Raw genomic sequence first — 21,382 nt, 5'->3', positions numbered from 1 at the left:
TTCGGCGTCAGGCCGGTTCGGCCCAGCGCAGCCCGTCGGCGGCGGGCACCAGGCCGCCGGGCAGCAGAGGGGCCTCGGAGGACTCCCCCACCACGCCGCGGTGCTGGATCCGGTTCATCTCGGTCATGACCTCGCCGACGACCGGCGTGCGGAAGAGCTCGGTCATCCGCTCCCCCGACTCGGTGCGCGCGGCGCCGGTGCGTTCGACGGCGCCGGCCAGGTCGCGCGAGGAGGCGGTGAACCGCTCCGTCAGCGCCTCCGGCTCCACCAGCGCCCTCTCCCCGGAGTTGGCGCCGGCCACCAGCGTCGCGAACGCCTCCAGGTCGCCGGCGCCGAAATTGGTGACCTTGCGCGCCTTCCAGAAGTAGGACTCCTCGTTGACCTGCATGTCGTAGAAGGCCGAGAGGAATTCGCAGAAGACGGCGTACTCGCGTCGGTAGCGGCCCTCGAACTCGGTGAAGGCGCGCTCCTCGGTCAGCTCCCCGGCCAGGACGCTGTTGACCGAGCGGGCCGCGAGCAGCCCGCCGTAGGTGGCCAGGTGCACGCCGGTGGAGAACACCGGGTCGATGAAGCAGGCCGCGTCGCCGATCAGCGCGATGCCCGGGGCCCAGAAGGCGGAGTTGGCGTAGGAGTAGTCCTTGCGGACCCGGATCCGGCCGTAGGTGCCCTCGGTGACCCGGGTGGCGCCGGCCAGGAGGTCGCGCACGATCGCGCACGCGTCCACCGATTCCATCAGCGTCCGCTCCCGGTCGGCCTGGATCCTGGCCGCCTGGTCGCGGTTGAGGACGGCGCCGACGCTGGTCAGCGTGTCGCTGAGCGGGATGTACCACAGCCAGCCCTCGTCGAAGGCCGCGCACAGGATGTTGCCGCTGTCGGGCGCGGGCAGTCGCCCGCCGCCCTCGAAGTAGCCGAACACCGCGAGGTTCTGGAAGAAGTCGGAGTGGTGCCGCTCGCCGCCCACCGCGGCGTGCAGCCGCCCGGTGTTGCCCGAGGCGTCCAGGACGTGGGCGGCCGACAGCTCCCCGACCGCGCCCGATGGGCCGGTGCAGCGCACCCCGGTGACCCGCCCGCCGGTGCGCACCGCCTCCAGCACCGGGGTCTCCTCGCGCACGTCGACTCCGTGCCGGGCCGCGTTCTTCAACAGGATGTCGTCGAAGGTCATCCGGTCGACCTGGTAGGCGTATGAGGTCGGGCCGGACAGCTCGGGCGAGAGCGCGAACAGGAAGTTCCACGGCTCGGGGCTGGTCCCCCACCGGAAGCTGCCGCCGCGCTTGACCATGAACCCGGCGGCCTCCAGCTCGCCGGTGACGCCGAGCAGCCGGCACACCCCGTGCACCGTGGCCGGCAGCAGCGACTCGCCGATCTGGTAGCGGGGGAACCGCTCCTTCTCCAGCAGCGCCACCCGGTGCCCCTGCCGGGCGACGAGGGTGGCGGCGGTGGACCCGGCGGGGCCGCCGCCGACGACGATGACATCGAATTCCTCGGTTGCACTCACGTGGTGCTCCTAGCGCGCCGGGCGCGGTCGATGGGGGGCGGGACGGGAGGGGAGGGGCGCAGCGGGCGGGCTCAGTCGAGCAGCAGCCGGGTCCAGGCGGCCACGGTGGGCTCCTCGGCCAGGGTGATGAAGTCGGTCTCGGCCCCGGCCTTGCGCCAGGTCTCCACCAGGCTCATCAGCCGGATGGAGTCCATGCCCCGGTCGAGCAGGTTCTCCTCGGTGTCGATGTCCTCGGGCCGCTCGCCGAGCACGCGGGCGGCGTCGGCGTGCAGCCGGGCCGCGGTCAGGCCGGCGTCCGCGGTTCCGGCCACCGCCGCCGCCTCGTCTTTCTGGGTTTCGGACATGGAGGGGTTCCCTTCCGCTCGGTTTTCGGTTCGGCCGGTTTCGGTTCGGGTTCAGCGCTGAGCGGGGACCGCGTCGACCGCGGTGCTGCGGGCGCCGATCGAGGCGAGGATCTCGCCGACGCGCACCGCGACGTTGGACAGCAGCGACGAGGAGATGCCGTGCGTGTGCTCGGTGCCGCCCTGCAGGTAGATGCCGCAGGTCACCTCGTCGGTGGTGGCCAGCCGGTAGTCGCGCTGCACCATCGGGCGGCCCGCGTCGTCGGCGAGGCAGTGCCGCGCGACCTCGCCGAGCAGGCCGCGCGGGTCGCTGGGGTGGTAGCCGGTCGCGCAGACCACGTAGTCGGCCTCGATCGGGGTGTGCTTGCCGCTGGGCAGGTGCTCGACGGTGACGGTGACGCCGGAGCCGGTCTCGTCGACCTCGGCCACCCGTGAGGTGTTGAGCAGCCGCAGCCGCTCGGTGCCGCGCACCTTGTCCTGGTAGACCCGCCGGTACAGCGCGTCGATGAGGTCGGGGTCGACCACGGAGTAGTTGGTGTTGCGGTGGTAGCCCATGATCTCGGCCTTGACCTCCCGAGGCGCGTCGAAGAAGGTGTCGACGGCCTCGGGGTCGAAGATCCGGTTGGCGAAGGAGCTGTCGTCGGAGGGGCTGTAGCCGTAGCGCGCGAACACCGCGTCGACCCGGGCGCCGGGGAAGCGCTGGTAGAGGTGGTCGGCGACCTCGGCGGCGCTCTGGCCGGCCCCGACCACGACGAACCGGGCCGGGCGGGCGTCGGGCCCGAGTTCGGCGAGGCGGTGCAGCAGGTGCTCGTTGTGCCAGACCCGCGCCGAGGCCTCGACGCCCTCGGGCATGCGCGGGGTCAGCCCCGGGGCGAAGACCACGTTGCGCGCGCGGTCGCGGCGCACCGCCCCGGCCGGGTCGCGGGAGAGCACGTCCAGGCGGGAGATCCGGCCCCCGCCGTCGCGGACCGGTTCCACCGCGAACACCTCGCGGTGGTAGCCGACCTGGTCGGCGACCCGCTGCGCGCACCAGGCGAGGTAGTCGTGGAACTCCGAGCGCAGCGGGAACAGCGTCTTGTGGTTGATGAAGTCGTGCAGCCGGCCCACCTGGTGCAGGTAGGACAGGAAGCTGAAGTCGCTGGCGGGATCGCGGGTGGTGACCAGGTCCTTGAGGAAGGACACCTGCATGGTCGCGTCGTCCAGCAGCATCCCGCGGTGCCAGCCGAACTCGGGCTGGCGTTCGAGGAAGACGCCGCTCAGCGCCGGGGCCGCGGGGTCGGCGGCCGCGCGCTCGCGCTGTTCGCGCAGTGCGACGGCCAGCGCCACGTTGGACGGGCCGAATCCGATCCCCACCAGGTCGTGGACCTGTGGGGAGGCTGGCGTTGGGGTCACGGTGTTCCCTTCGTGTCGCGTGGGTCAGGCTCGGGTCGGCACGGTCGCGGCGAACGGCTCCGACAGCGCGTCCGCCGCCCGCGCCGCGGGCAGCACGACGGCGCAGCGCCGCGCGGCGTAGTGCACGGCGAAGCGATGGTCCTCGGCTGAGAAGTCGGCCATGGCGTCGGCCACGAAGAACGCCTGGATGTCGCGCATGAACGCGTCGGCCGCGGTGAGCAGGCACCCGATGTGGGCGTAGACGCCGGTGACGAGGATCTGGTCGCGGCCCCGCCGGCGCAGCCGTTCGGCGAGGTCGGTCTGGACGAAGGCGCTGTAGCGCCACTTGGTGATGAGCACGTCCTCGGCGTCGGGCGCCAGATGCTCGGTGATGCCGGTGTGCTCGGGGACGGCCCGCATGCCGCCGCCCCAGAAGTCGCGCTCCAGACCGCGTCGGCCGGGATCCATGTCGCCGGGCTTGGCGGTGTAGACGACCGGCACGCCGGCGGCCCGGCAGGCGTCGCGCAGGGCGGCGATGTTGGCCAGGGCCGCGGCGAGCGGCTGCTCACCGGGCGGGTAGGGGCGCAGGAAGTAGCGCTGCATGTCGTGGACGAGCAGCGCGGCCCGCGCGGGGTCGGGCCGCCAGGGGGCCCGGTTGGCCGGCAGCTCCTCGGGGCCGGGCAGCGGGTAGGGCTGGATCTGGGGCAGTGCGGTGCGGGCGGTCTCGGTCACGGGGTTCCAATCAGCGGCGTCGGGACTCGGGCGGCTGCCGCGGTCAGGAGGTGTCGGCGCGCCGGGCCAGTTCGGCGGTGATCGCCCGTCTCAGCTCGCGCCTGCTGACCTTGCCGACGCCGGTCGCGGGGAACTCCGGCACGAACTCGACCCGGTCGGGGATCTTGTAGCCGGCCAGGCCGCGGCCGCGCAGGAAGCCCAGCAGCTCCGAGCGCGCGGGCGCCGTGCCGCGCGCGATCACGTAGGCGCAGGTGCGCTCGCCGAGGAAGACGTCGGGCATCGCGACGACCGCGGCGTCGTGGACCCCGGGGTGGGCGAGGATGTGGTTCTCGATCTCCTCGGCCGCGACCTTCTCGCCGCCCCGGTTGATCTGGTCCTTGGCGCGGCCCTCGACGACCAGGCCGCCCTCGGGGGTGCGCCGGACGACGTCGCCGGTGCGGTAGAAGCCGTCGGGGGTGAACGCGCGGGCGTTGTGCTCGGGCGCGGCGTAGTAGCCGCGGATGGTGTAGGGACCGCGGGTCAGCAGGTGCCCGGTCTCGCCCGGGGCGACCGGCCGGTCGGCGTCGTCGACCACGCGGATCTCGTCGTCGGCGCTGATCGGCCGGCCCTGGGTGGTGACGATGACGTCCTCGGGGTCGTCCAGCCGGGTGTAGTTGACCAGACCCTCGGCCATGCCGAAGACCTGCTGGAGGGTGCAGCCGAGGACGGGGCGCACCCGGCGCGCGGCCTCGGCGCCGAACTTGGCGCCGCCGACCTGCAGCACCCGAAGGGAGGACAGGTCCCGGTGGGCCTGGGAGCCGCCGGCCACGGCGTCCAGCCACAGCAGCGCCACCGGCGGCACGACGGCGGTGATGGTGACGCGCTCGGCCTCGATCAGGGGCAGGCAGGTGCCGGGACCGGGGTCGGGGGCGAGCACGACGGCGCCCCCGGCGTGCAGGACCCCGAGGAAGCCGGGCGAGCTCATCGGGAAGTTGTGCACGATGGGCAGCGCGCCGAGGTAGACGGTTCCGGGACCGAGCTCGCAGATGTCGGCGCTGGCCCGCACGGAGTACAGGTAGTCGTCGTGGGTGCGCGGGATGAGCTTGGGCAGGCCGGTGGTGCCGCCGGAGAGCTGGAAGAACGCCACGTCGCCCGGGTCGGGGTCGGCGAGGACCGCGGGGTCGGGGCGGTCGGCGCGCAGGTCGGCCAGCGCGGTGCGGCCGTCCGCGTCGCCGGCGTCGCCTGCGACGACCACGTGCCGCAGGCCCTCGACGGCGCCCCGGACCTCGGCGGCCATCGCGCGGTGGTCGAAACCCGCGTGCACGTCGGCGACGACCAGCGCGACCGCCCCGGTGAACGCGCACAGGTACTCGATCTCGCTGCGCCGGTGCGCGGGCAGCGCGTACACCGGCAGCGCGCCGAGCCGGTACAGCGCGAACGCCACCTCGATGACCTCGGCGACGTTGGGGAGCTGCACGACCACGCGGTCGCCCGCCGCGATCCCCAGTCCGGCCAGCCCGGTGGCCAGGGCGTCGGCGCGCCCGTCCAGGTCGGCGTAGGTCCAGCGGGTGTCACCGGCGACGACGGCGGTGCGCCCGGCGAAGCGGCGCGCGCGCTCGCGCAGGAACGCGCCGAGGGTCTCGCCGGTCCAGTGGCCGGCCGCGCGGTAGCGCGCGGCGGCCTCCGCCGGCCAGGGCGTGCATCCTGCGAGCATGGGGTGGGGCCTTTCCGGGTCGGGTGCCGTGGGATCGAACGCCTCGGGTGCTAGAGCGGCTGGTTGACGCCGAGGGCGAGCAGGAGGGTGCGCAGCTTCGCCGAGGTCTCGGCGAGTTCTGCGTCGGGGTCGGACTCGGGCACGATGCCGCCGCCGGCGAACAGGTCGAGGGTCCGGCCCGCGACGTCGGCGCAGCGGATGGTGACCACCCACTCCCCGTCGCCGTCGGCGTCGGCGTAGCCCACGGCGCCGGTGTAGAAGCCGCGGTCGAACGGCTCGATCTCCCCGATCGCCGCGCGGGCCCGCGCGGTCGGGGTGCCGCAGACCGCCGGCGTGGGGTGCAGCGCCGCGGCCAGCACGGGGACCGGCGGCGCCGGAGTGCGCAGCTCGCCGGTGATACGGGTGGACAGGTGCCACATGGTGGCGGTCGCGGCCGGCTCGGGCTCGGCTGGCACGTCGAGTCGGCGGCAGAACGGACGCAGCCCCTCGGCGACCGCCTCGACGACCACGGCGTGCTCGTAGCGGTCCTTGGCCGAGGTCAGCAACGCGACCGCGCGCTGCTGGTCCTTGGTCGGGTCGGCGCTGCGCGGGACGGAGCCGGCCAGCGGATTGGAGGTGACGGTCCGGCCGCGCTTGGCGACCAGCAGCTCGGGGCTGGCCCCGATCAGGGTGCGCGGTTCCTCCCCGCGCGGCGGCAGGTTCATCGCGAAGGTGAACCCGGCCGGGTCGCGCCAGGCGAGGTTGCGCAGCACCCGGGCGAGGTCCACCGGCTCGCTTCCGGTGATCCGCAGGCAGCGGGCGAGCACCACCTTGCGCAGGGCGCCGTCGGCGTCGGCCAGCAGCTTGAGGGCGCGCTCCACGCCGCGCACGTGCGCCGCGGGCTCGGGCACCGGCCGGACGTCCCAGGTGCCGGGCAGCCTGCGGCGCGGCCCGCCGGCCGGCGCGGCGGCCGGGGACGGCGCCCGGTGCACCGTCTCCGGCACGACGAGGTGCGCCGGTGCGTCGGCGTCGAAGGGCACCGCGCCGATGGCGATCGGCCGGGGGCCGTCGATGCCGCGCAGGACGGCCGCGACGTCGTCGAGCCGGTCGGCGGTGGCGAGGGCGCCCCGGCCCAGCACCGCGCCGGAGGCGGAGGCGAAGAAGGAGGCGCCGGGACGGTAGGCGTCGAGGAGGTCGCCGGCCGCCGTGGCTGCGGGAGCGACGCGCTGGAGGGGCACCGATCGGCCTTTCTGTGACGAGCGCGGGCGAGGGCGCGGGCGGCGGGGTCCCCGCCGACGCGGCGGCTCACTGATCAGGTAGGTCCAGTGGAGAAAAGGGCCGGAGCGGCCCGGCGGGCCGGGGCCGGGTCAGGCGCGCAGGGTCGCGCCCCCGTCGACGTAGAGGTCGTGCATGGTGATGTGCCGGGCGGCGTCGGAGGCCAGGAAGCACACCGCATCGGCGATGTCGGCGGGGTCGGCGATGCGGCCCAGCGGGATGCCCACCCTGTAGCGCTCCGGTACTCCGGCGACGGTGCGCGCCGCGCCGTCGGCGCCGCTCCACATCGAGCGCTGCATGGGGGTGTCGGTGGAACCGGGCGAGACGACGTTGCAGCGGATGCCGTGCGGCGCGAGCTCCAGGCCCAGAGACTTGGTGAACAGGGTCGCGGCGGCCTTGGACGCGCCGTAGGCCGCCATGTCGGCGCGCGGCACGCCCGAGGCGTTGGAGCCGACGGTGATGATGCAGCCGCCGCCCCGCGGCCGCATGCGGCGGGCGGCGGCGCGGGAGACGTGGAAGACGCCGGTGGCGTTGACCGCGAAGAGCTCGGCCCAGTCAGCGTCGGAGCAGTCGGTGACCGCTCCGGTGCGCAGCACGCCCGCGACGTTGACGGCCAGCGAGACCGGACCCAGGTCCCGTTCGACGCCGTCGAAGAGGCGCTCCACCTCAGCGGCCTCGGCCACGTCGGCGACGAGGCCCAGCGCTTTGCGCCCGGCCTGCTCCAGCTCGGCCGCCGCGGCCCGCGCCCGGTCGGGATCGCGGTCCACGGCGGCGATCACGGCGCCCTCGGCCGCCAGCGCATGCGCCACGGCGCGCCCGATCCCCTGGCCGGCGCCGGTGACCACGGCGATCGATCCCTCGATCCCGCTCTGGCCCACGTCTCTCCCCCTCACCACCGTTGTGGAGCGCGACGGGACCGCGTTCGGCCACGCGCGCACGACAAAGGCGAAGCAAACCTCACTAAGGTAACGCTTACCTAAGCAACTGTCCGCCAGTCTTGAACGACGGTGCGCATCGTGTCAACCCGCGAGATCCCGACATTCCGCCCAAAAGGCGACAAAGGACCAGGTCAGACGGCATTCGCAAAATCACGTCGGGACACCCCTCGACGACTCGGCGAAGCCCTCGGGGCGGCGGCCTCGAGGAGAAAATGAAAACGGTTATCGTTTTAGGTAAGATGGCCCCTGATCCGGATCCCCACATCGAGGACAGGAGACCCATATGTCCCGGACCTGCCAGGTGACGGGCAAGGCGCCCGCCTTCGGCAACCGCGTCTCGCACTCCCATCGGCGCACCAGGCGCCGGTTCGACCCCAACATCCAGTCCAGGCGCTACTGGCTGCCCGGCGAGAACCGGCACGTCCGGCTGCGCGTGAGCACCAAGGGGATGAAGGTGATCGACCGGCGCGGCATCGAGCGGGCCGTCGCCGACATCCGCGCCCGCGGGGAAAGGGTCTGAGGCCGTGGCGAAGAAGAGCAAGATCGTCCGCAACGAGCAGCGCGCCCGCGTCGTGGCCCGGTACGCCGAGCGCCGCGCCGAACTCAAGCGCGTCATCGGCCACCCCGGCACCGATCCCGAGAGCCGGGCCGCCGCCGTGGCCGAGCTGAACCGGCAGCCGCGCGACGCCAGTGCCACCCGGCTGCGCAACCGCGACTCCGTCGACGGCCGCCCCCGGGGCCATCTGCGCAGGTTCGGCCTGTCCCGGATCCGGTTCCGGAAAATGGCCCACCGCGGCGAGCTGCCCGGCGTCACCAAGTCGAGCTGGTAGCGGCCGACGACGACCCGCGAACCGGCGGCGGGGCCGGGGAGCAGCACTCCCCGGCCCCGCTAAGGCAGCGACCTGGGTCCGTGTGCGGCCTTGTCGGCCGGTCGGCCACCACTGACCCGAAGGAAAAGCAGCGGCGAGGGCGGTGACGGGTCCGGACAGGCGCACAAGGTGTCCGTTCTGCGGTGATTCTCTCGCCGATCTCGACCTTGGGTTTCAACCTCGGCCCCGGGACGGAGCAGGCGCGCGGGTGGGCCCCCTCCACCTCGACCCCCTGAGGCCGGGGACGGCATGCACCGTCGCCCAACCACCGCGGATCCCTCCTTGGGCCGAGGCTTCACGACCCCCGATGGTCGAGGTCACAACTCAAGGTCGAGATCACCCGCCGCACGGCCGCACAGCAGACCTGGTCCGCCTTCTTCGGCGCGGACCGGTCAGGACGCCGTGTCCAGGTCGAGCACCTCGGCGAACGGGTCGTCGGCCCGGTTCCACTCCCGGGTCTCCGCCAGTTCGGCCTCGGTGAGCAGGCAGGAGTCGAGCACCGCCGCCAGGCGCTCGACGTCGAGCCCGACCCCGGTGAAGGACAGGCACTGGCAGCGGTCGCCCGCGACGGGGTGCCAGTCGAGCTGGGCGGCCGTGCGCCGGTGCTCGGAGACCAGCTCCCAGGCGGCGTCGGGCAGGGAGGCCAGCCAGGGGCCGGCTGGCTCCATCGCCAGCGACCCGCCGGCCGCGTCCCAGACCAGCATCGTGTCGGGGCGGCTGGCCAGCCAGAACCGGCCGCGGCTACGCAGGCAGGTGCCGACCACGTCGTCGAGGGCCGCGTGCAGCCGCCCCGGGTGCATCGGGCGGGACCGCCGCCAGGTGAGCGTGCGCACCTCCCCCGCCTCGCACGAGTCCGGCGGCTGGGCGCTGGTGGGGTCCACCCGCGCGGCCGCCGCTGCGGTGTCGAAGGATCCCTCGGCCAGGGCGGCGAGCCGGGCGCGTTCCGGGGGCAGGATGACCGCCGCGGGATTGAGCTGGCCGAGCACCGCGGCGCAGCGCCCGACCGCACCCGGATCCCGCAGGCCCCCGTGGACCGTCAGCGCCGTCGGGTACTCGATCTGGCGGGCCAGCACCTCGGCGACGGTGCGGTCGTCCTCGGAGGCGATGTCCAGGCCGCGGTCGGCCATGTCGTCGCCGGTGCCCAGGTCTGCGACCAGCCGGTCGGCGTCCACCGCGGTGAGCACGGCCCCCAGGTGCAGCCAGCGGGTGACGGGGCGGCCGTTGACCACGGTCTCGGTCACCGCCTCGGCGATCGCGCGCGGCTCCACCCCGTCCCACGCCTCCACCACGTGAAGCCGGTCCTCGCCCCGCTCGGCCAGGTCGACCAGCAGGGGCGCCAGATCCTCCCGCAGCGTGCAGGAGACGCACGCGTGCACCAGGTCGATCCGGCTCCGGTCGCGCTCGCCCCAGCGGTCGCGCAGCACCCGGTGCACGACGCCGCGCCCGATCTCGGTGAGGTCGTGGTGCACGGCGACGGCGCCGGGCAGCGCCAGCAGGATCTGGTCGACCGCGTGCGCGCGGGCGTCGCCGTGCAGTCCGGCGACGATCAGCACGCGCGCGGTCCCGGGCCGTGTCATCAGGACACCTCCGCTTCTCATGATTGAAAATGATTATCATTACCTTACAAGACGCACGCCTCCACCCGCTCACCGACTCGGTGAAACCCGCCCGGCTCCCCGAAAGACCCGCACCGTGACTGTGAGTCACGATTTAATCATTCTCAGTGCCCATCGATCGGATGGGAGTCAAGACGACACTGGAGACAGCACCGTGCGAAACCGACACACCGTTGCAGCAGTCCTGGCCGCGGCCACCGGCCTCGCGGCCGTCCTCACCGCCCCCGCGGCGAGCGCCGCGCAGGCCCCGGAGTCCCGGCTGGACCTGACCATCACCCAGCGCAGCGACAACGGGCAGCAGCAGGCGTCCAGTCAGCGCTACGTCGGGTTGGAGTGCGGCCCCGCCGGCGGCGGCCACCCCAGAGCCGAGGAGGCGTGCGCCGCCCTTGAGGAGGCCGGCGGCGACTTCGACCGGCTCGCCACCGACCCCGGCGCGTGCACGCTGGAGTACGCCCCGGTCACCGTCGCGGCCACGGGCCACTGGCGCGGGTCGGAGGTCGACTACGAGGAGGAGTTCGCCAACTCCTGCACCGCCGCCCGGCGGACCGCCGGGATCTTCGACTTCTGAGCCGCCCGCGCCGAGGTCTACTCGTAGGGGTCCGGGGGGTCGGCGACCTCCGACATCGTCTCGACCTCGATCCGGTGGTCGCGGACGGCCTGGAGGTCACCCTCGGGCTCCACCCAGGTGCCCCGGACCGTCCACCAACTGTCCTTGTCCGGCTCCGGCTCGTCGGTGATCAGCACCCGGTTGACGATGGCGTCGGCGGCGCAGCAGGCCATCTGCAGCCGCGCCAGGTACCAGCCCTCCCCCTCGGGGTTGGGCACGGCGAACCCGGTCAGCTCGATCTCGCGCCCCGCCATGGCCCGCTCCTCGTCGGTCCAGGCGCGCATCACGAACTCCTGCAGCTCCATCTCCACCGGCTCGCCGGCGGCGGCCTCGGTACCGAGGTCGCCCAGGGCCGCGGCGTCGGCCTCGGCGGGCGGCGCCGCGGCGGCGCCGGTGGCGGCGCTGTAGGCGCCCAGCGCGGGCGGGGCGACGGCGAACACCGCGACGACCGGCAGCAGCAGCAGCCAGGCCACGCCCGGCCCGCGCGCGTGGTCGTGGCCGTGCCCGTCGTCGCCGTGCCCGTCGTGCTCCCGTCCGCCGCCGTCCGCGGCGCGCATGTCGGCCACGATGGCGATGACACCCAGCACCAGCAGGACCGCGCCGGCCCCGACGAGGAACGGGCGGAACGCCGGCTGCACGTAGTTGAGGTAGAGGTCGGAGGCGAGCGTACAGCTCAGCGCCGCCGCGCCGAGCAGCACCATGAGCAGGCCCTGAGCGATCCGGTTCACAGCAGCCACCATCCGATCGCGAAGCTGAACAGGAGGGTCAGTACCAGCGTCAGCGGTACGAAGCGGCGCACGAAGGCCCAGCCGAACGTGCCGGCCTGCAGCGCGATCAGCTTGAGGTCGATCATGGGGCCGACCACGAGGAAGGCCAGCTTGGCCGTCGGCGAGAACGCGGTGAGGCTGGCCGCGACGAAGGCGTCGGCCTCGGAGCAGATCGACAGCAGGATCGCCAGCAGGGCCAGCACCAGGACCGAGAGCACCGGCCGGTCGGCGACGGCGGTGATCCAGTCGCGCGGGACCACGACGTTGAGCGTCGCCGCCGCGAGACCGCCCACGACGAGGAAGCCGCCCGCGTGCATGATGTCGTGCTGCATCGACTCGCGGAAGACGCGCCACTTCGAGGCGTCGGGGTCGTGGTGCAGGCGGGGCGGGCGCAGCCAGTCGCTCCTGCCGAAGCGCGCCCACAGCCACCCCACGGCGACCGCCGCGCCGAGCGACGCGGCGAAGCGCGCCGCGACCATCTCCGGCTGACCGGGGAAGGCCACGGCGGTGGCCACCAGGACGACGGGGTTGATGGCCGGAGCGGCGAGCAGGAAGGTGAGCGCGGCCGCCGGGGCCACGCCCCGCTTGATCAGCCCTCCGGCGACCGGGACCGAGGCGCACTCGCAGCCGGGCAGCACCGCTCCGGCGGCGCCGGCGACCGGAACGGCGAAGACGGACCTGCGCGGGATGGCGCGCCGCCAGAAGGCCGCCGGCACGAACGCGGTGAGCGCCGCCGACAGCGCGACGCCGAACACCAGGAACGGCAGCGCCTGCAGGCTGATCGCGGTGAAGATGGTCGCCCAGGCGAGGAACGCCTCGCCGTCCAGCCGGTCCGACAGCCAGGTGTTGCCCACTGCGAGCAGGGCGATGAACAGCGCGAACACCCAGACGGTCGCGGTGCGTCGGGGCCCGCGCGGCCGCCCCCATTCAGAGGGTGGGAGCCCGTCGTCGTCCCCGTCCCATCCGTGTGCGAGGGAGTCGCCCAGGGAGAGTGACGGGACCGAGGAGCCCGAAGAACTGTCCGGCACGGTACGTCCTCGTTCGGATTCGGTTTCCGGGGGTCGGTGGCATCGTAACCGACGACCGTTTTCATTTTCGGCACGGAGCGCGGCATCGGCGTCGGCGCGTCGGAATCGGGTCGCGTCCTCCCGCGCCGATCCCCCTGGTCGGCGTGGACTGCGCCGCAGGTCCCGGGCCCGGAGATGTGTGCGTCCCACATGGAACTCCGCCTCCCTGTGTGAGGCGGAGATATGGGACAGATCACACCGGACGTCTAGCGTGCCGGGCATGGAAGCCCCTAGCAGCCAATCCGGCCCGCCGGCGGAATCGGTGCGCCTCGACCTGCGCGGCCGCGCGGTCCTCGTGACGGGTGCGGGCAGCGGAATCGGGCGGGCGTGCGCGCTGCGCCTCGCCGAGGCCGGTGCCCGGGTCCACCTCGCCGACATCGACGCCGAGGCCGTGAAGGAGGCCGCCGACGCGGCCGGCGGCACGGCCCACGTGGCCGACCTGACCGACGAGGCGGCCGTCGCGGCCCTGCCCGACGCGATCGACGTGCTCGTCAACAACGCCGGCGTGCAGCACGTCGCACCGGTGGAGGCGTTCCCGCCGGAGCGGTTCCGCCGGATGCACGCGCTCATGGTGCACGCCCCGTTCCTGCTGCTGCGGCGCGCGCTGCCGCACATGTACGCCTCGGGGTGGGGGCGCGTCGTCAACATCTCCTCGGTGCACGGGCTGCGCGCCAGCCCCTACAAGGCGGCCTACGTCTCGGCCAAGCACGCGCTCGAAGGGCTGAGCAAGGTGGTCGCCGCCGAGGCCGCGCCGCACGGCGTGACCAGCAACTGCCTGTGCCCCGGCTACGTCCGCACGCCCCTGGTGGAACGGCAGATCACCGACCAGGCCGACGTGCACGGCATCGCCGAGGGCGAGGTCACCGAGAGCGTCCTGCTGCGGCGCTCGCCGATCAAGCGCCTCGCGGAGCCCGAGGAGGTCGCCGAGGCGGTCGCCTGGCTGTGCACCCCGCACACCGGGTACCTCACCGGCGCCTCGATCTCCCTGGACGGCGGCTGGACGGCCACCTGAGCCGCGACCGCCCGGCCCGCATCCCCCTTTCACTCCGACCCGCAAAGTGGTGAACACGATGTCGCGATCCGACCACCGCACCCCCTTCGGCAGGGTCGTCGTGGCCAGCCTGATCGGCACGACGATCGAGTGGTACGACTTCTTCCTCTACGGCTCCGCCGCGGCCCTCGTCTTCAACGCCGTGTTCTTCCCCGAGTCCGAACCGCTGATCGGAACCCTGCTCGCCTTCACGACGTATGCGGTCGGGTTCGTGGCGCGCCCGCTGGGCGGGCTGGTCTTCGGCCACTACGGCGACCGCATCGGGCGCAAGCGGCTGCTGGTGATCAGCCTGCTGATGATGGGCGGTGCGACGTTCGCGATCGGGCTGCTGCCCACCTACGCCGCGATCGGCGTCGCGGCCCCGCTGCTGCTGACCCTGCTGCGGGTGGTCCAGGGCTTCGCGCTGGGCGGCGAGTGGGGCGGGGCGGTGCTGCTGGTCTCCGAGCACGGCGACGAGCGCAACCGCGGATTCTGGGCGTCCTGGCCGCAGGCCGGCGTCCCGTGCGGCAACCTGCTGGCCACCGCGGTGCTGGCGGTCCTCGCCGTGGTGATGCCCGACGCGGTGTTCCTCGACTGGGGCTGGCGCGTCCCGTTCCTGCTGTCCGGCGTCCTGGTGCTGATCGGGCTGTGGATCCGGCTGGCGGTGAGCGAATCGCCGGTCTTCCAGGAGGCCGCGGCCCGCGCCAGGACCACCGGGTCGGCCGAGCGCGCGCCGATCCTGGACGTGCTGCGGCACCACTGGCGCGAGGTGCTCGTCGCCATGGGCGTGCGCATGGCCGAGAACATCTCCTACTACGTGATCACCGCCTTCATCCTGGTCTACGCGACGCAGACCACCGACCTGGGCAACGGCCCGGTGCTCAACGCCGTGCTGATCGCCTCGGCCGTCCACCTGGTGGCGATCCCGCTGTGGGGCGCGCTGTCGGACCGGCTGGGCCGCCGGCCGGTCGTCGCGCTGGGTGCCGCGGGCGTCGGCGCGTGGAGCTTCGCGTTCTTCCCGCTGATCGACATCGGCTCCTTCGGTGCGGTGACGCTGGCCGCGACGGTCGGGCTGGTCCTGCACGGGGCCATGTACGGGCCGCAGGCCGCCTACTTCTCCGAGCTGTTCGGCACCCGGATGCGCTACTCCGGCGCCTCCATCGGCTACCAACTGGCCTCCATCGCCGCGGGCGGGATCGCGCCGCTCATCGCGACCGCACTGCTGGCGGCCTTCGGCTCCAGCCTCCCGATCTCCGGCTACGTCGCCGCGGCGTCGGTGCTGACCCTGATCGCCGTGTGGTCCTCGCGCGAGACCCGAGGCCAGGACCTCGCGGCGGTGGGCGCGCGGTCGTCCGCGGCCGGCCGCTGAGTGCGGACAAGTGCGAACATCGGCGGCATGAGCCCTTCCAACGCACCCGCCGCCATGCGCCGGCTCCTCGATCTACTCGCCGGGAACGCCCCGGTGGAGGCGTTCGAGGAGCCGGCCGCGTCCCTGCGCGCCGCCGACGCGCCGCCGGCCGACATCGCCGAGGTCGAGGCCGCGACCAGCGTCGCCCTGCGCATCCACGGCTCGCTGGCCCAGCACCGGCGGCGCGAGGCCCAACTGACCGCCCTGTTCGAGACGTCGGGGGACCTCGCGGCCTCGCGCGACCTCGACACGGTGCTGCGCGCGATCGTGCGGCGCGCCCGCCGGCTGCTGGGCACCGACACCGCATACATGACGCTGGACGACGAGGAGCGCGGCGACACCTACATGCGGGTCACCGACGGTTCGATCTCCCCGCGGTTCCAGCGGCTGCGCCTGGGCTACGGGGAGGGCCTGGGCGGGCTGGTGGCCGAGACCGCCGAACCCTACGCCAGCGCCGACTACCTCAGCGACCCGCGCTTCGCCCACACCGGCGCGATCGACCACGGGGTGGGCGACGAGGGGCTCGTGGCCATCCTCGGCGTGCCGCTGCTGCTGGGCGACCGGGTGATCGGCGTGCTGTTCGCCGCCGACCGGGCGGCCCGGACGTTCACCCCCGACGAGGTGGCGCTGCTGTGCTCGCTGGCCGCGCACGCCGCGATCGCGATCGACGGCACGAAGCTGCTGGCCGAGACCCGCGCGGCGCTGGCCGAACGCAACACCGCGCACGCCGGCCTGCGCGCGCGCAACGCCGCGATCCAGCGCGCCGAGGAGGCGCACGACCGGCTCACCGACCTCGTGCTGCGCGGCGCCGACCTGACGGAGGTGGCGACGGCCGTCGGCGCGGTCCTCGGCGGCGGCATCACCGTGACCGGCGCCGACGCCGAGGTGCTCGCCCAGGTGGGAACGGCGCCCCGGGACGGCCTGGCCGAGGCGGTCGCGGTCTCGCGCACGCGCCGCAGGGCGGTCGCGCACGAGGGGACGTGGGTGTGCGCGGTGATGGCCGGCTCCGAGCCGCTGGGCGGCCTGGTCCTCACCGGTCGGCCGGACCTGGACGAGGCCGACCGCAGGCTGTTCGAGCGCGCCGGGGTGGTCACCGCGCTGCTGTTGCTGCTGCGCAGGTCGGCGACCGAGGCCGAGGACCGGCTGCGCGGCGAGCTCATCGGCGAACTGCTGGCCGGCTCGGGGCGCGATCCGGCGGCCCTGGCCGCTCGGGCCCGGCGGCTCGGCGCCGACCTCGCCGGTCCGTGCGCGGTGCTGCTGGCGTGGGCGCCGGAGACCCGGCGCGGCCTGGCCGAGCGCGCCCGCGGCGTGGTCGCGCGCTCCGGCGGCATCAGCGGGCGCAACGGCGACCACGTGGTGCTGCTGCTGCCCGGCGCCTCCCCCGCCGCCGCGGCCCGCAGCACCGCGGCCGAACTGTCCAAGGCCACCGGGGCGCCGGTCACGGTGGCCGGGGCCGGACCGGCGACCGGCCCGGCCCAGATCCCCGACGCGCACGCCGAGGCCGAGCGGTGCCTGCGGGCGATGCGCGCGCTCGGCCTCACCGAGCGCGGGGCGGCGATGGCCGACCTGGGCTTCGCCGGCATGCTGCTGGGCGACCGCGGCGACCTCGGCGGCTACGTGCGGGCGACGCTCGGCCCGGTGCTGGACTACGACGCGCGGCGCGGCACCGAGCTGCGGCGCACCCTGGAGAGCTACTTCGCGCGGGGCCGCAGCCTGAACCGGACGGCCAAGGCGCTGCACGTCCACGTCAACACGGTGGCCCAGCGGCTGGAGCGGGTCACCGACCTGCTCGGCCCCGACTGGAGCGAACCCGAACGCGAACTGGAGGTCCAACTGGCCCTGCGGCTGCGCGCGTTGACGGACTGACCGCCCGTCAGGGCGCGCAGCCGACAGACGGCCGTAGACGGCCGTGACCTACTTGAACCCGGCGGTGTCGAGCGCGGCGTCGAACGGGTCGGGAAGCGGCAGCGCCTCCCCGAACGGTACGGTCATCCGGCGGCGGTAGGCGTCCTTCTCCGGCTCGCTGAAGAGGGTGACCGACCGGTTCCCGCGATCGACGAGCAGGTAGTGCCCGACGTCGTCGAAGGCGTACCCCATGGGCTTGACCTCCCGGTCGATGTCGGCGTTCCAGCGCGAGGTGACCTCCAGGGCCAGCAGCACCTCATTGGCCGGAAACGTCCACTCCTCCGTGTCCAGAAGTTCCTCGGGACAGACCACCAGGTCGGGAATGTAGCGCTGCGAGGTGACCGGCAGGGCTACGGTGACGTTCTCGGCGGTGACCATGCCCGAGGGCAGTATCCGTTCCAGTTGCAACCTCACCTGGCGGACGAGCAGCGCGTGGATTCCGGCGGGTGAAGCGGACACCAGGATTTTCCCCTCGATGATCTCGACCCGGTAGCCTTGGGGCACTTCCACCTGGTCTGCCGCGAGTTCCAGAGCGGTGAACTCATCGGGCTCGACCATCACGGGCATGGCCATGATCGGCTCCTTTCTCCGGTTCCTCATCGCAGGAGTCCTCTCACGGTCACACCCGGTAATCCACAGGAAAATCCGCGTCCCCGCCACTTATACCCGCGCGGGCGGTCTCAGGTGCCGGTGCGCACCACCATCTTGCCGATGTTGCCGCCGCGCAGCATCGAGATGAACGCCTCCACCGCGTTGTCCAGGCCGTCCACGGTGGTCTCGGCGAACTTCAGCCGGCCCTCGGCCACGAGCGGGACCATCTCGCGGTAGAAGTCGCTGCTGCGGTCGCTGTCGCCGACGATGAAGCCCTGCAGGCTCAGCCGCTTGGTGACGATGAGGAACATGTTGCGCGGCCCGGGCTGCGGCTCGGTCGCGTTGTAGGAGGAGACCGCGCCGCACAGCGCGAACCGGGCGAAGTCGCTGGCCGCGCCGATCGCCGCCTCCAGGTGCTCGCCCCCGACGTTGTCGAAGTAGACGTCGACGCCGTCGGGGGCGACCCCGGCGAGCTGCTCGGCCACCGGGCCGTCCTTGTAGTTGAACGCCGCGTCGAAGCCCAGCTCGTCGACGAGGTAGGCGACCTTCTCGGCCGACCCGGCGCTGCCGACCACGCGGGCGGCCCCCTTGATCCTGGCCAGCTGGCCGACGATGCCGCCGACGGCGCCGGCCGCCCCGGACACGAACACGGTGTCGCCCCGCTGCATCCGGGCCTTGTCCAGCAGCCCGACGTAGGCGGTCAGGCCGGGCATCCCCAGCACGCCCAGGTAGGCGGTCGGGGAGAGGGACTCGGGCACGTTGACCGGGCGGACCCGCGCGGCGTCGAGCACAGCGTGCTCCCGCCAGCCGGCCGCGTGCAGCACCGTGGTCCCCTCGGGGAAGTCGCCGCTGCGGGACTCCTGCACGACGCCGATCGCGCCGCCGTCCATGGGTTCGTCCAGCTCGTAGGGGTCGGTGTAGGTGCGCTTGCCGTTCATCTTGCCGCGCATGTAGGGATCGACCGACACCGCCAGGTTGCGCACCAGCATCTGCTCCTCCCCGAGCTCGGGCAGAGCCCGTTCGACCAGGGCGAAGTCCTGCGGTGTCGGCTCGCCCCGCGGACGGGCGGTGAGATGTACCTCACGGGTGGTCACTGGCATGGCCGGGTCGTCTCCTCACGTCGTTGGCCGGGGTCCGGATGCGGCGGTCCCCGTGATCATGGCTGCCCGATCCCGCGCCGCTCACACTCCCGCGTGCCGGTCCCCCTCGGCGTGCCGGTCCCCCTCGGCCGGCGCGGCGCCGCTCTCCTGGGCGGCGAACTGGGTGCGGTACAGGTGGGCGTACAGGCCGCCGTGCGCGAGCAGGCCGTCGTGGCGGCCCTGCTCGATGACGCGGCCCCGGTCGAGCACCAGGATCCGGTCGGCCTCGCGGACGGTGGAGAGCCGGTGCGCGATGACCAGCGAGGTGCGCCCGGCCAGCGCCGCCGACAGCGCCTCCTGCACCGCCGCCTCGGACTCGGAGTCCAGGTGCGCGGTCGCCTCGTCCAGCACCACCACCGAGGGCGCCTTGAGCAGCAGCCGGGCGATCGCCAGCCGCTGCTTCTCCCCGCCGGAGAGCCGGTAGCCGCGCTCCCCGACCACCGTGTCCAGCCCGTCGGGGAGCTCGGCCACGAGGTGCTCCAGCCGGGCCGCGCGCAGCGCCTCGGCCATCTCGTCCTCGGTGGCGCCGGGCCGGGCGTAGCGCAGGTTGGCGGCCACGGAGTCGTGGAACAGGTGCGCGTCCTGGGTCACCACGCCGACCGTGTCGCGCAGGGACGCGCCGGTGGCCTCGCGCAGGTCCAGCCCGCCGATGCGCACCGACCCCTCAGTGGGGTCGTACAGCCGGGTGACCAGGTGGGTGACCGTGGTCTTGCCCGCGCCCGAGGGGCCGACGAGCGCGATCATCTCGCCGGGTGCCGCCGTGAACGACACCACGCTCAGGACCGGCTGCTCGGCCGCCTGCCGGGTGTCGTCGCCGCGGGCCGGGGCCGCGACCGACTCCAGGGAGGCCAGCGAGACCTCCGAGGAGTGCGGATAGCGGAACGCCACGTCCTCGAACTCCACGCCCACCGGGCCCTCCGGCAGGTCGCGGGCGCCGGGCCGGTCGGCGATCGAGGGCTTGAGGTCCAGGACCTCGAAGACCCGGTCGAAGCTGACCAGCGCGGTCATGATGTCGACGTGCACGTTGGACAGCGCGGTGAGCGGCCCGTACAGCCGGGTGAGCAGCGTGGCCAGCGCGACGAGCGTGCCCAGTTGGAGCGCGCCGCCGATGGCCAGCACCCCGCCGAGACCGTAGACGACGGCGGTGGCCAGGGCGGCGACGAGGGTGAGACCGGTGAAGAACAGCCGGCTGTACATGGCGGAGACGACACCGATGTCGCGCACCCTGGCCGCGCGTCCGGCGAACTCCGCCGACTCCTCCTCGGGGCGGCCGTACAGCTTGACCAGCATCGCGCCGCCGACGTTGAAGCGCTCGGTCATCAGCGAACTCATCTGCGCGTCCAGCGCCATCCGCTCCCGGGTGATGACGGCCAGCTTCCGGCCGAACGCCTTGGCCGGGACGACGAACAGCGGGAGCAGGAGCAGCACCAGCAGGGTGATCTGCCAGGACAGCACGACCATGGTGACCAGGACCAGCACCAGGCTCACCACGTTGGAGACCACCGAGGACAGGGTCGTGGTCAGGGCGCGCTGCGCGCCGATGACGTCGGTGTTGAGCCTGCTGATCAGCGAACCGGTCTGGGTCCGGGTGAAGAACGCCAGGGACATGCGCTGGACGTGCGTGAACACCTGGGTGCGCAGGTCGTGGATGAGCCCCTCGCCGATGCGCGCGGAGTACCAGCGCTGGGCCAGGGTGAGGACGGCCTCGACCAGGGCCAGGCCGGCCAGGGCCAGCGCCAGCCAGACGACGAGGCGGGTGTCGCCGGGCACGACGCCCTCGTCGATGATCGCCTTCATCAGCAGCGGGGTGGCCACCACGATGCCGCCGCCCAAAGCGGTGAGCAGCAGGAACAGCACGAGTTCGCGCTTGTGGCCGCGGGCGTGGCCGGCCACCCTGCGCACGGTGCCCGGACGCAGCCGCTCACTCGCCACGCTCCTGTCCCGCGAGAAGCTGCGAAACGTGCTCCACGTGGCGTTGGACCCCTGCATCGTGTGCGTCCTCCCGATCGTGTGCGGTGCCCCCGCCGTCTCGCCGTCTGCGGTGCCGGCGACGATACGCGGCCGGGGCCGGTGCGAACCGTCGCCATGCCCGTCAACAGCGGCGGCGGGGCCGCTGCTTCCCGCGCCGGGCCGACGTTTGCCTCCCACTCCAGCGGGAAAGCGGCCACAACAGGGAGGTGCGGCATGGACAGAGACGACCGGCAGCACAACAAGGGTGACGAGCCCGACATCGGTGCGTCCTTCGAGCGCTCCTCGCACTGGGGAAGCTGGACGTCGTGGGTGGCCGTGGCCATCATGATCGCCGGCTTCGTCACCGGCGGGCTCGGTCTGATCATGGGACCGAACTGGGTCGTGTTCGGCGCCGGCGCGGCACTGTTCGTCGTGGGCGGCCTGGCCGGCTACCTGCTGGGCATCCAGCGCGACGTCGTGATCGTGGAGCCCCCCGAGCGCTACCACGACGACGAGGGGCAGCGGAGCGGCGAGGCCCAGCCGCACAGGGACTGACCCCGGGACCGCACCGCGGTCCCGCCGAAGTACGGGGAGCATCCGACGAGAAGT

At 73.5% G+C, this 21,382-nt stretch carries 20 protein-coding genes; 7 read left to right on the top strand and 13 right to left on the bottom strand.

Going from position 1 to position 21,382, the window contains the following annotated elements; genetic code table 11:
• Positions 1-7: 7 nt before the first annotated feature.
• The 7 genes from HDA32_RS09735 to HDA32_RS09705 form a co-directional block, all read right to left on the bottom strand.
• A complete protein-coding gene (locus HDA32_RS09735; RefSeq protein WP_179642882.1) occupies positions 8-1,495 on the bottom strand; it encodes a tryptophan 7-halogenase in 1,488 nt (495 codons plus the stop codon).
• A gap of 71 nt (positions 1,496-1,566) precedes the next feature.
• Positions 1,567-1,839: a phosphopantetheine-binding protein gene (locus HDA32_RS09730; RefSeq protein ID WP_179642881.1), complete on the bottom strand. Its 273-nt coding sequence runs from the start codon at positions 1,837-1,839 to the stop codon at positions 1,567-1,569.
• Between the two features lie 51 nt (positions 1,840-1,890).
• Positions 1,891-3,228: a lysine N(6)-hydroxylase/L-ornithine N(5)-oxygenase family protein gene (locus tag HDA32_RS09725; RefSeq protein ID WP_179642880.1), complete on the bottom strand. Its 1,338-nt coding sequence runs from the start codon at positions 3,226-3,228 to the stop codon at positions 1,891-1,893.
• Positions 3,229-3,252: 24 nt separating this feature from the next.
• Entirely contained in the window at positions 3,253-3,939 is a 687-nt protein-coding gene (locus tag HDA32_RS09720; RefSeq protein WP_179642879.1) for an isochorismatase family protein, read from the bottom strand.
• 43 nt (positions 3,940-3,982) lie between these two features.
• Complete coding sequence (locus HDA32_RS09715; RefSeq protein ID WP_179642878.1) at positions 3,983-5,632, bottom strand: (2,3-dihydroxybenzoyl)adenylate synthase; 1,650 nt, start codon at positions 5,630-5,632, stop codon at positions 3,983-3,985.
• A gap of 50 nt (positions 5,633-5,682) precedes the next feature.
• A complete protein-coding gene (locus tag HDA32_RS09710) occupies positions 5,683-6,849 on the bottom strand; it encodes an isochorismate synthase (RefSeq protein ID WP_179642877.1) in 1,167 nt (388 codons plus the stop codon).
• 129 nt (positions 6,850-6,978) lie between these two features.
• The gene (locus HDA32_RS09705; RefSeq protein ID WP_179642876.1) at positions 6,979-7,764 is read right to left on the bottom strand and encodes a 2,3-dihydro-2,3-dihydroxybenzoate dehydrogenase; all 786 of its coding nucleotides are present in this window, start codon (positions 7,762-7,764) and stop codon (positions 6,979-6,981) included.
• Positions 7,765-8,107: 343 nt separating this feature from the next.
• Here HDA32_RS09705 and rpmB point away from each other — a divergent pair, with 343 nt between their 5' ends.
• Both rpmB and rpsN read left to right on the top strand, forming a co-directional pair.
• Positions 8,108-8,344 carry a 50S ribosomal protein L28 gene (gene rpmB / locus HDA32_RS09700; RefSeq protein WP_179642875.1) on the top strand — a complete coding sequence of 79 codons (237 nt, stop codon included), beginning with the start codon at positions 8,108-8,110 and terminating at the stop codon, positions 8,342-8,344.
• 4 nt (positions 8,345-8,348) lie between these two features.
• Positions 8,349-8,654 (top strand): 30S ribosomal protein S14, encoded by a 306-nt coding sequence (gene rpsN, locus HDA32_RS09695; RefSeq protein WP_179642874.1) that lies wholly within the window; start codon positions 8,349-8,351, stop codon positions 8,652-8,654.
• Positions 8,655-9,085: 431 nt separating this feature from the next.
• Here the strand turns inward: rpsN and HDA32_RS09690 are convergent, their stop codons facing one another.
• Positions 9,086-10,270, bottom strand: coding sequence for a CobW family GTP-binding protein (locus HDA32_RS09690; RefSeq protein ID WP_179642873.1), 1,185 nt, complete (start codon positions 10,268-10,270; stop codon positions 9,086-9,088).
• A gap of 193 nt (positions 10,271-10,463) precedes the next feature.
• Between HDA32_RS09690 and HDA32_RS09685 the strand changes: the two genes are divergently transcribed.
• Complete coding sequence (locus HDA32_RS09685; RefSeq protein ID WP_179642872.1) at positions 10,464-10,877, top strand: SSI family serine proteinase inhibitor; 414 nt, start codon at positions 10,464-10,466, stop codon at positions 10,875-10,877.
• Between the two features lie 17 nt (positions 10,878-10,894).
• Here HDA32_RS09685 and HDA32_RS09680 read toward each other — a convergent pair whose 3' ends face one another.
• On the bottom strand, positions 10,895-11,644 hold the full coding sequence (locus HDA32_RS09680) for a TIGR03943 family putative permease subunit (protein WP_179642871.1): 750 nt from the start codon (positions 11,642-11,644) through the stop codon (positions 10,895-10,897).
• On the bottom strand, positions 11,641-12,711 hold the full coding sequence (locus tag HDA32_RS09675) for a permease (RefSeq protein ID WP_312863110.1): 1,071 nt from the start codon (positions 12,709-12,711) through the stop codon (positions 11,641-11,643). The genes HDA32_RS09680 and HDA32_RS09675 overlap by 4 nt, the downstream gene beginning before the upstream one ends.
• A 259-nt stretch (positions 12,712-12,970) precedes the next feature.
• Here HDA32_RS09675 and HDA32_RS09670 point away from each other — a divergent pair, with 259 nt between their 5' ends.
• Genes HDA32_RS09670 through HDA32_RS09660 form a run of 3 tightly spaced genes read left to right on the top strand, consistent with a single transcriptional unit; the run spans position 12,971 to position 17,054 of the window.
• Positions 12,971-13,762, top strand: a complete 792-nt coding sequence (locus HDA32_RS09670) for a 3-hydroxybutyrate dehydrogenase (RefSeq protein ID WP_179642869.1) — start codon at positions 12,971-12,973, stop codon at positions 13,760-13,762.
• 58 nt (positions 13,763-13,820) lie between these two features.
• Positions 13,821-15,149, top strand: coding sequence for an MFS transporter (locus tag HDA32_RS09665; RefSeq protein WP_179642868.1), 1,329 nt, complete (start codon positions 13,821-13,823; stop codon positions 15,147-15,149).
• Between the two features lie 27 nt (positions 15,150-15,176).
• Positions 15,177-17,054 carry a helix-turn-helix domain-containing protein gene (locus HDA32_RS09660; RefSeq protein ID WP_179642867.1) on the top strand — a complete coding sequence of 626 codons (1,878 nt, stop codon included), beginning with the start codon at positions 15,177-15,179 and terminating at the stop codon, positions 17,052-17,054.
• A 48-nt stretch (positions 17,055-17,102) separates the two neighbouring features.
• On the opposite strand, the gene HDA32_RS09655 is transcribed toward HDA32_RS09660, so the two are convergent.
• From HDA32_RS09655 to HDA32_RS09645, 3 genes are all read right to left on the bottom strand, one after another.
• The gene (locus HDA32_RS09655; RefSeq protein ID WP_246334281.1) at positions 17,103-17,666 is read right to left on the bottom strand and encodes a Uma2 family endonuclease; all 564 of its coding nucleotides are present in this window, start codon (positions 17,664-17,666) and stop codon (positions 17,103-17,105) included.
• A gap of 107 nt (positions 17,667-17,773) precedes the next feature.
• Positions 17,774-18,784, bottom strand: a complete 1,011-nt coding sequence (locus tag HDA32_RS09650) for an NADP-dependent oxidoreductase (RefSeq protein WP_179642866.1) — start codon at positions 18,782-18,784, stop codon at positions 17,774-17,776.
• A gap of 81 nt (positions 18,785-18,865) precedes the next feature.
• Positions 18,866-20,812, bottom strand: coding sequence for an ABC transporter ATP-binding protein (locus HDA32_RS09645; protein WP_179642865.1), 1,947 nt, complete (start codon positions 20,810-20,812; stop codon positions 18,866-18,868).
• Positions 20,813-21,007: 195 nt separating this feature from the next.
• Between HDA32_RS09645 and HDA32_RS09640 the strand changes: the two genes are divergently transcribed.
• The gene (locus HDA32_RS09640; protein ID WP_179642864.1) at positions 21,008-21,328 is read left to right on the top strand and encodes a hypothetical protein; all 321 of its coding nucleotides are present in this window, start codon (positions 21,008-21,010) and stop codon (positions 21,326-21,328) included.
• The last annotated feature ends 54 nt before the right edge of the window (positions 21,329-21,382 follow it).

The organism is Spinactinospora alkalitolerans, assembly GCF_013408795.1.
Classification (GTDB): domain Bacteria; phylum Actinomycetota; class Actinomycetes; order Streptosporangiales; family Streptosporangiaceae; genus Spinactinospora; species Spinactinospora alkalitolerans.
This window is presented reverse-complemented; position numbering and strand designations above follow the sequence as displayed.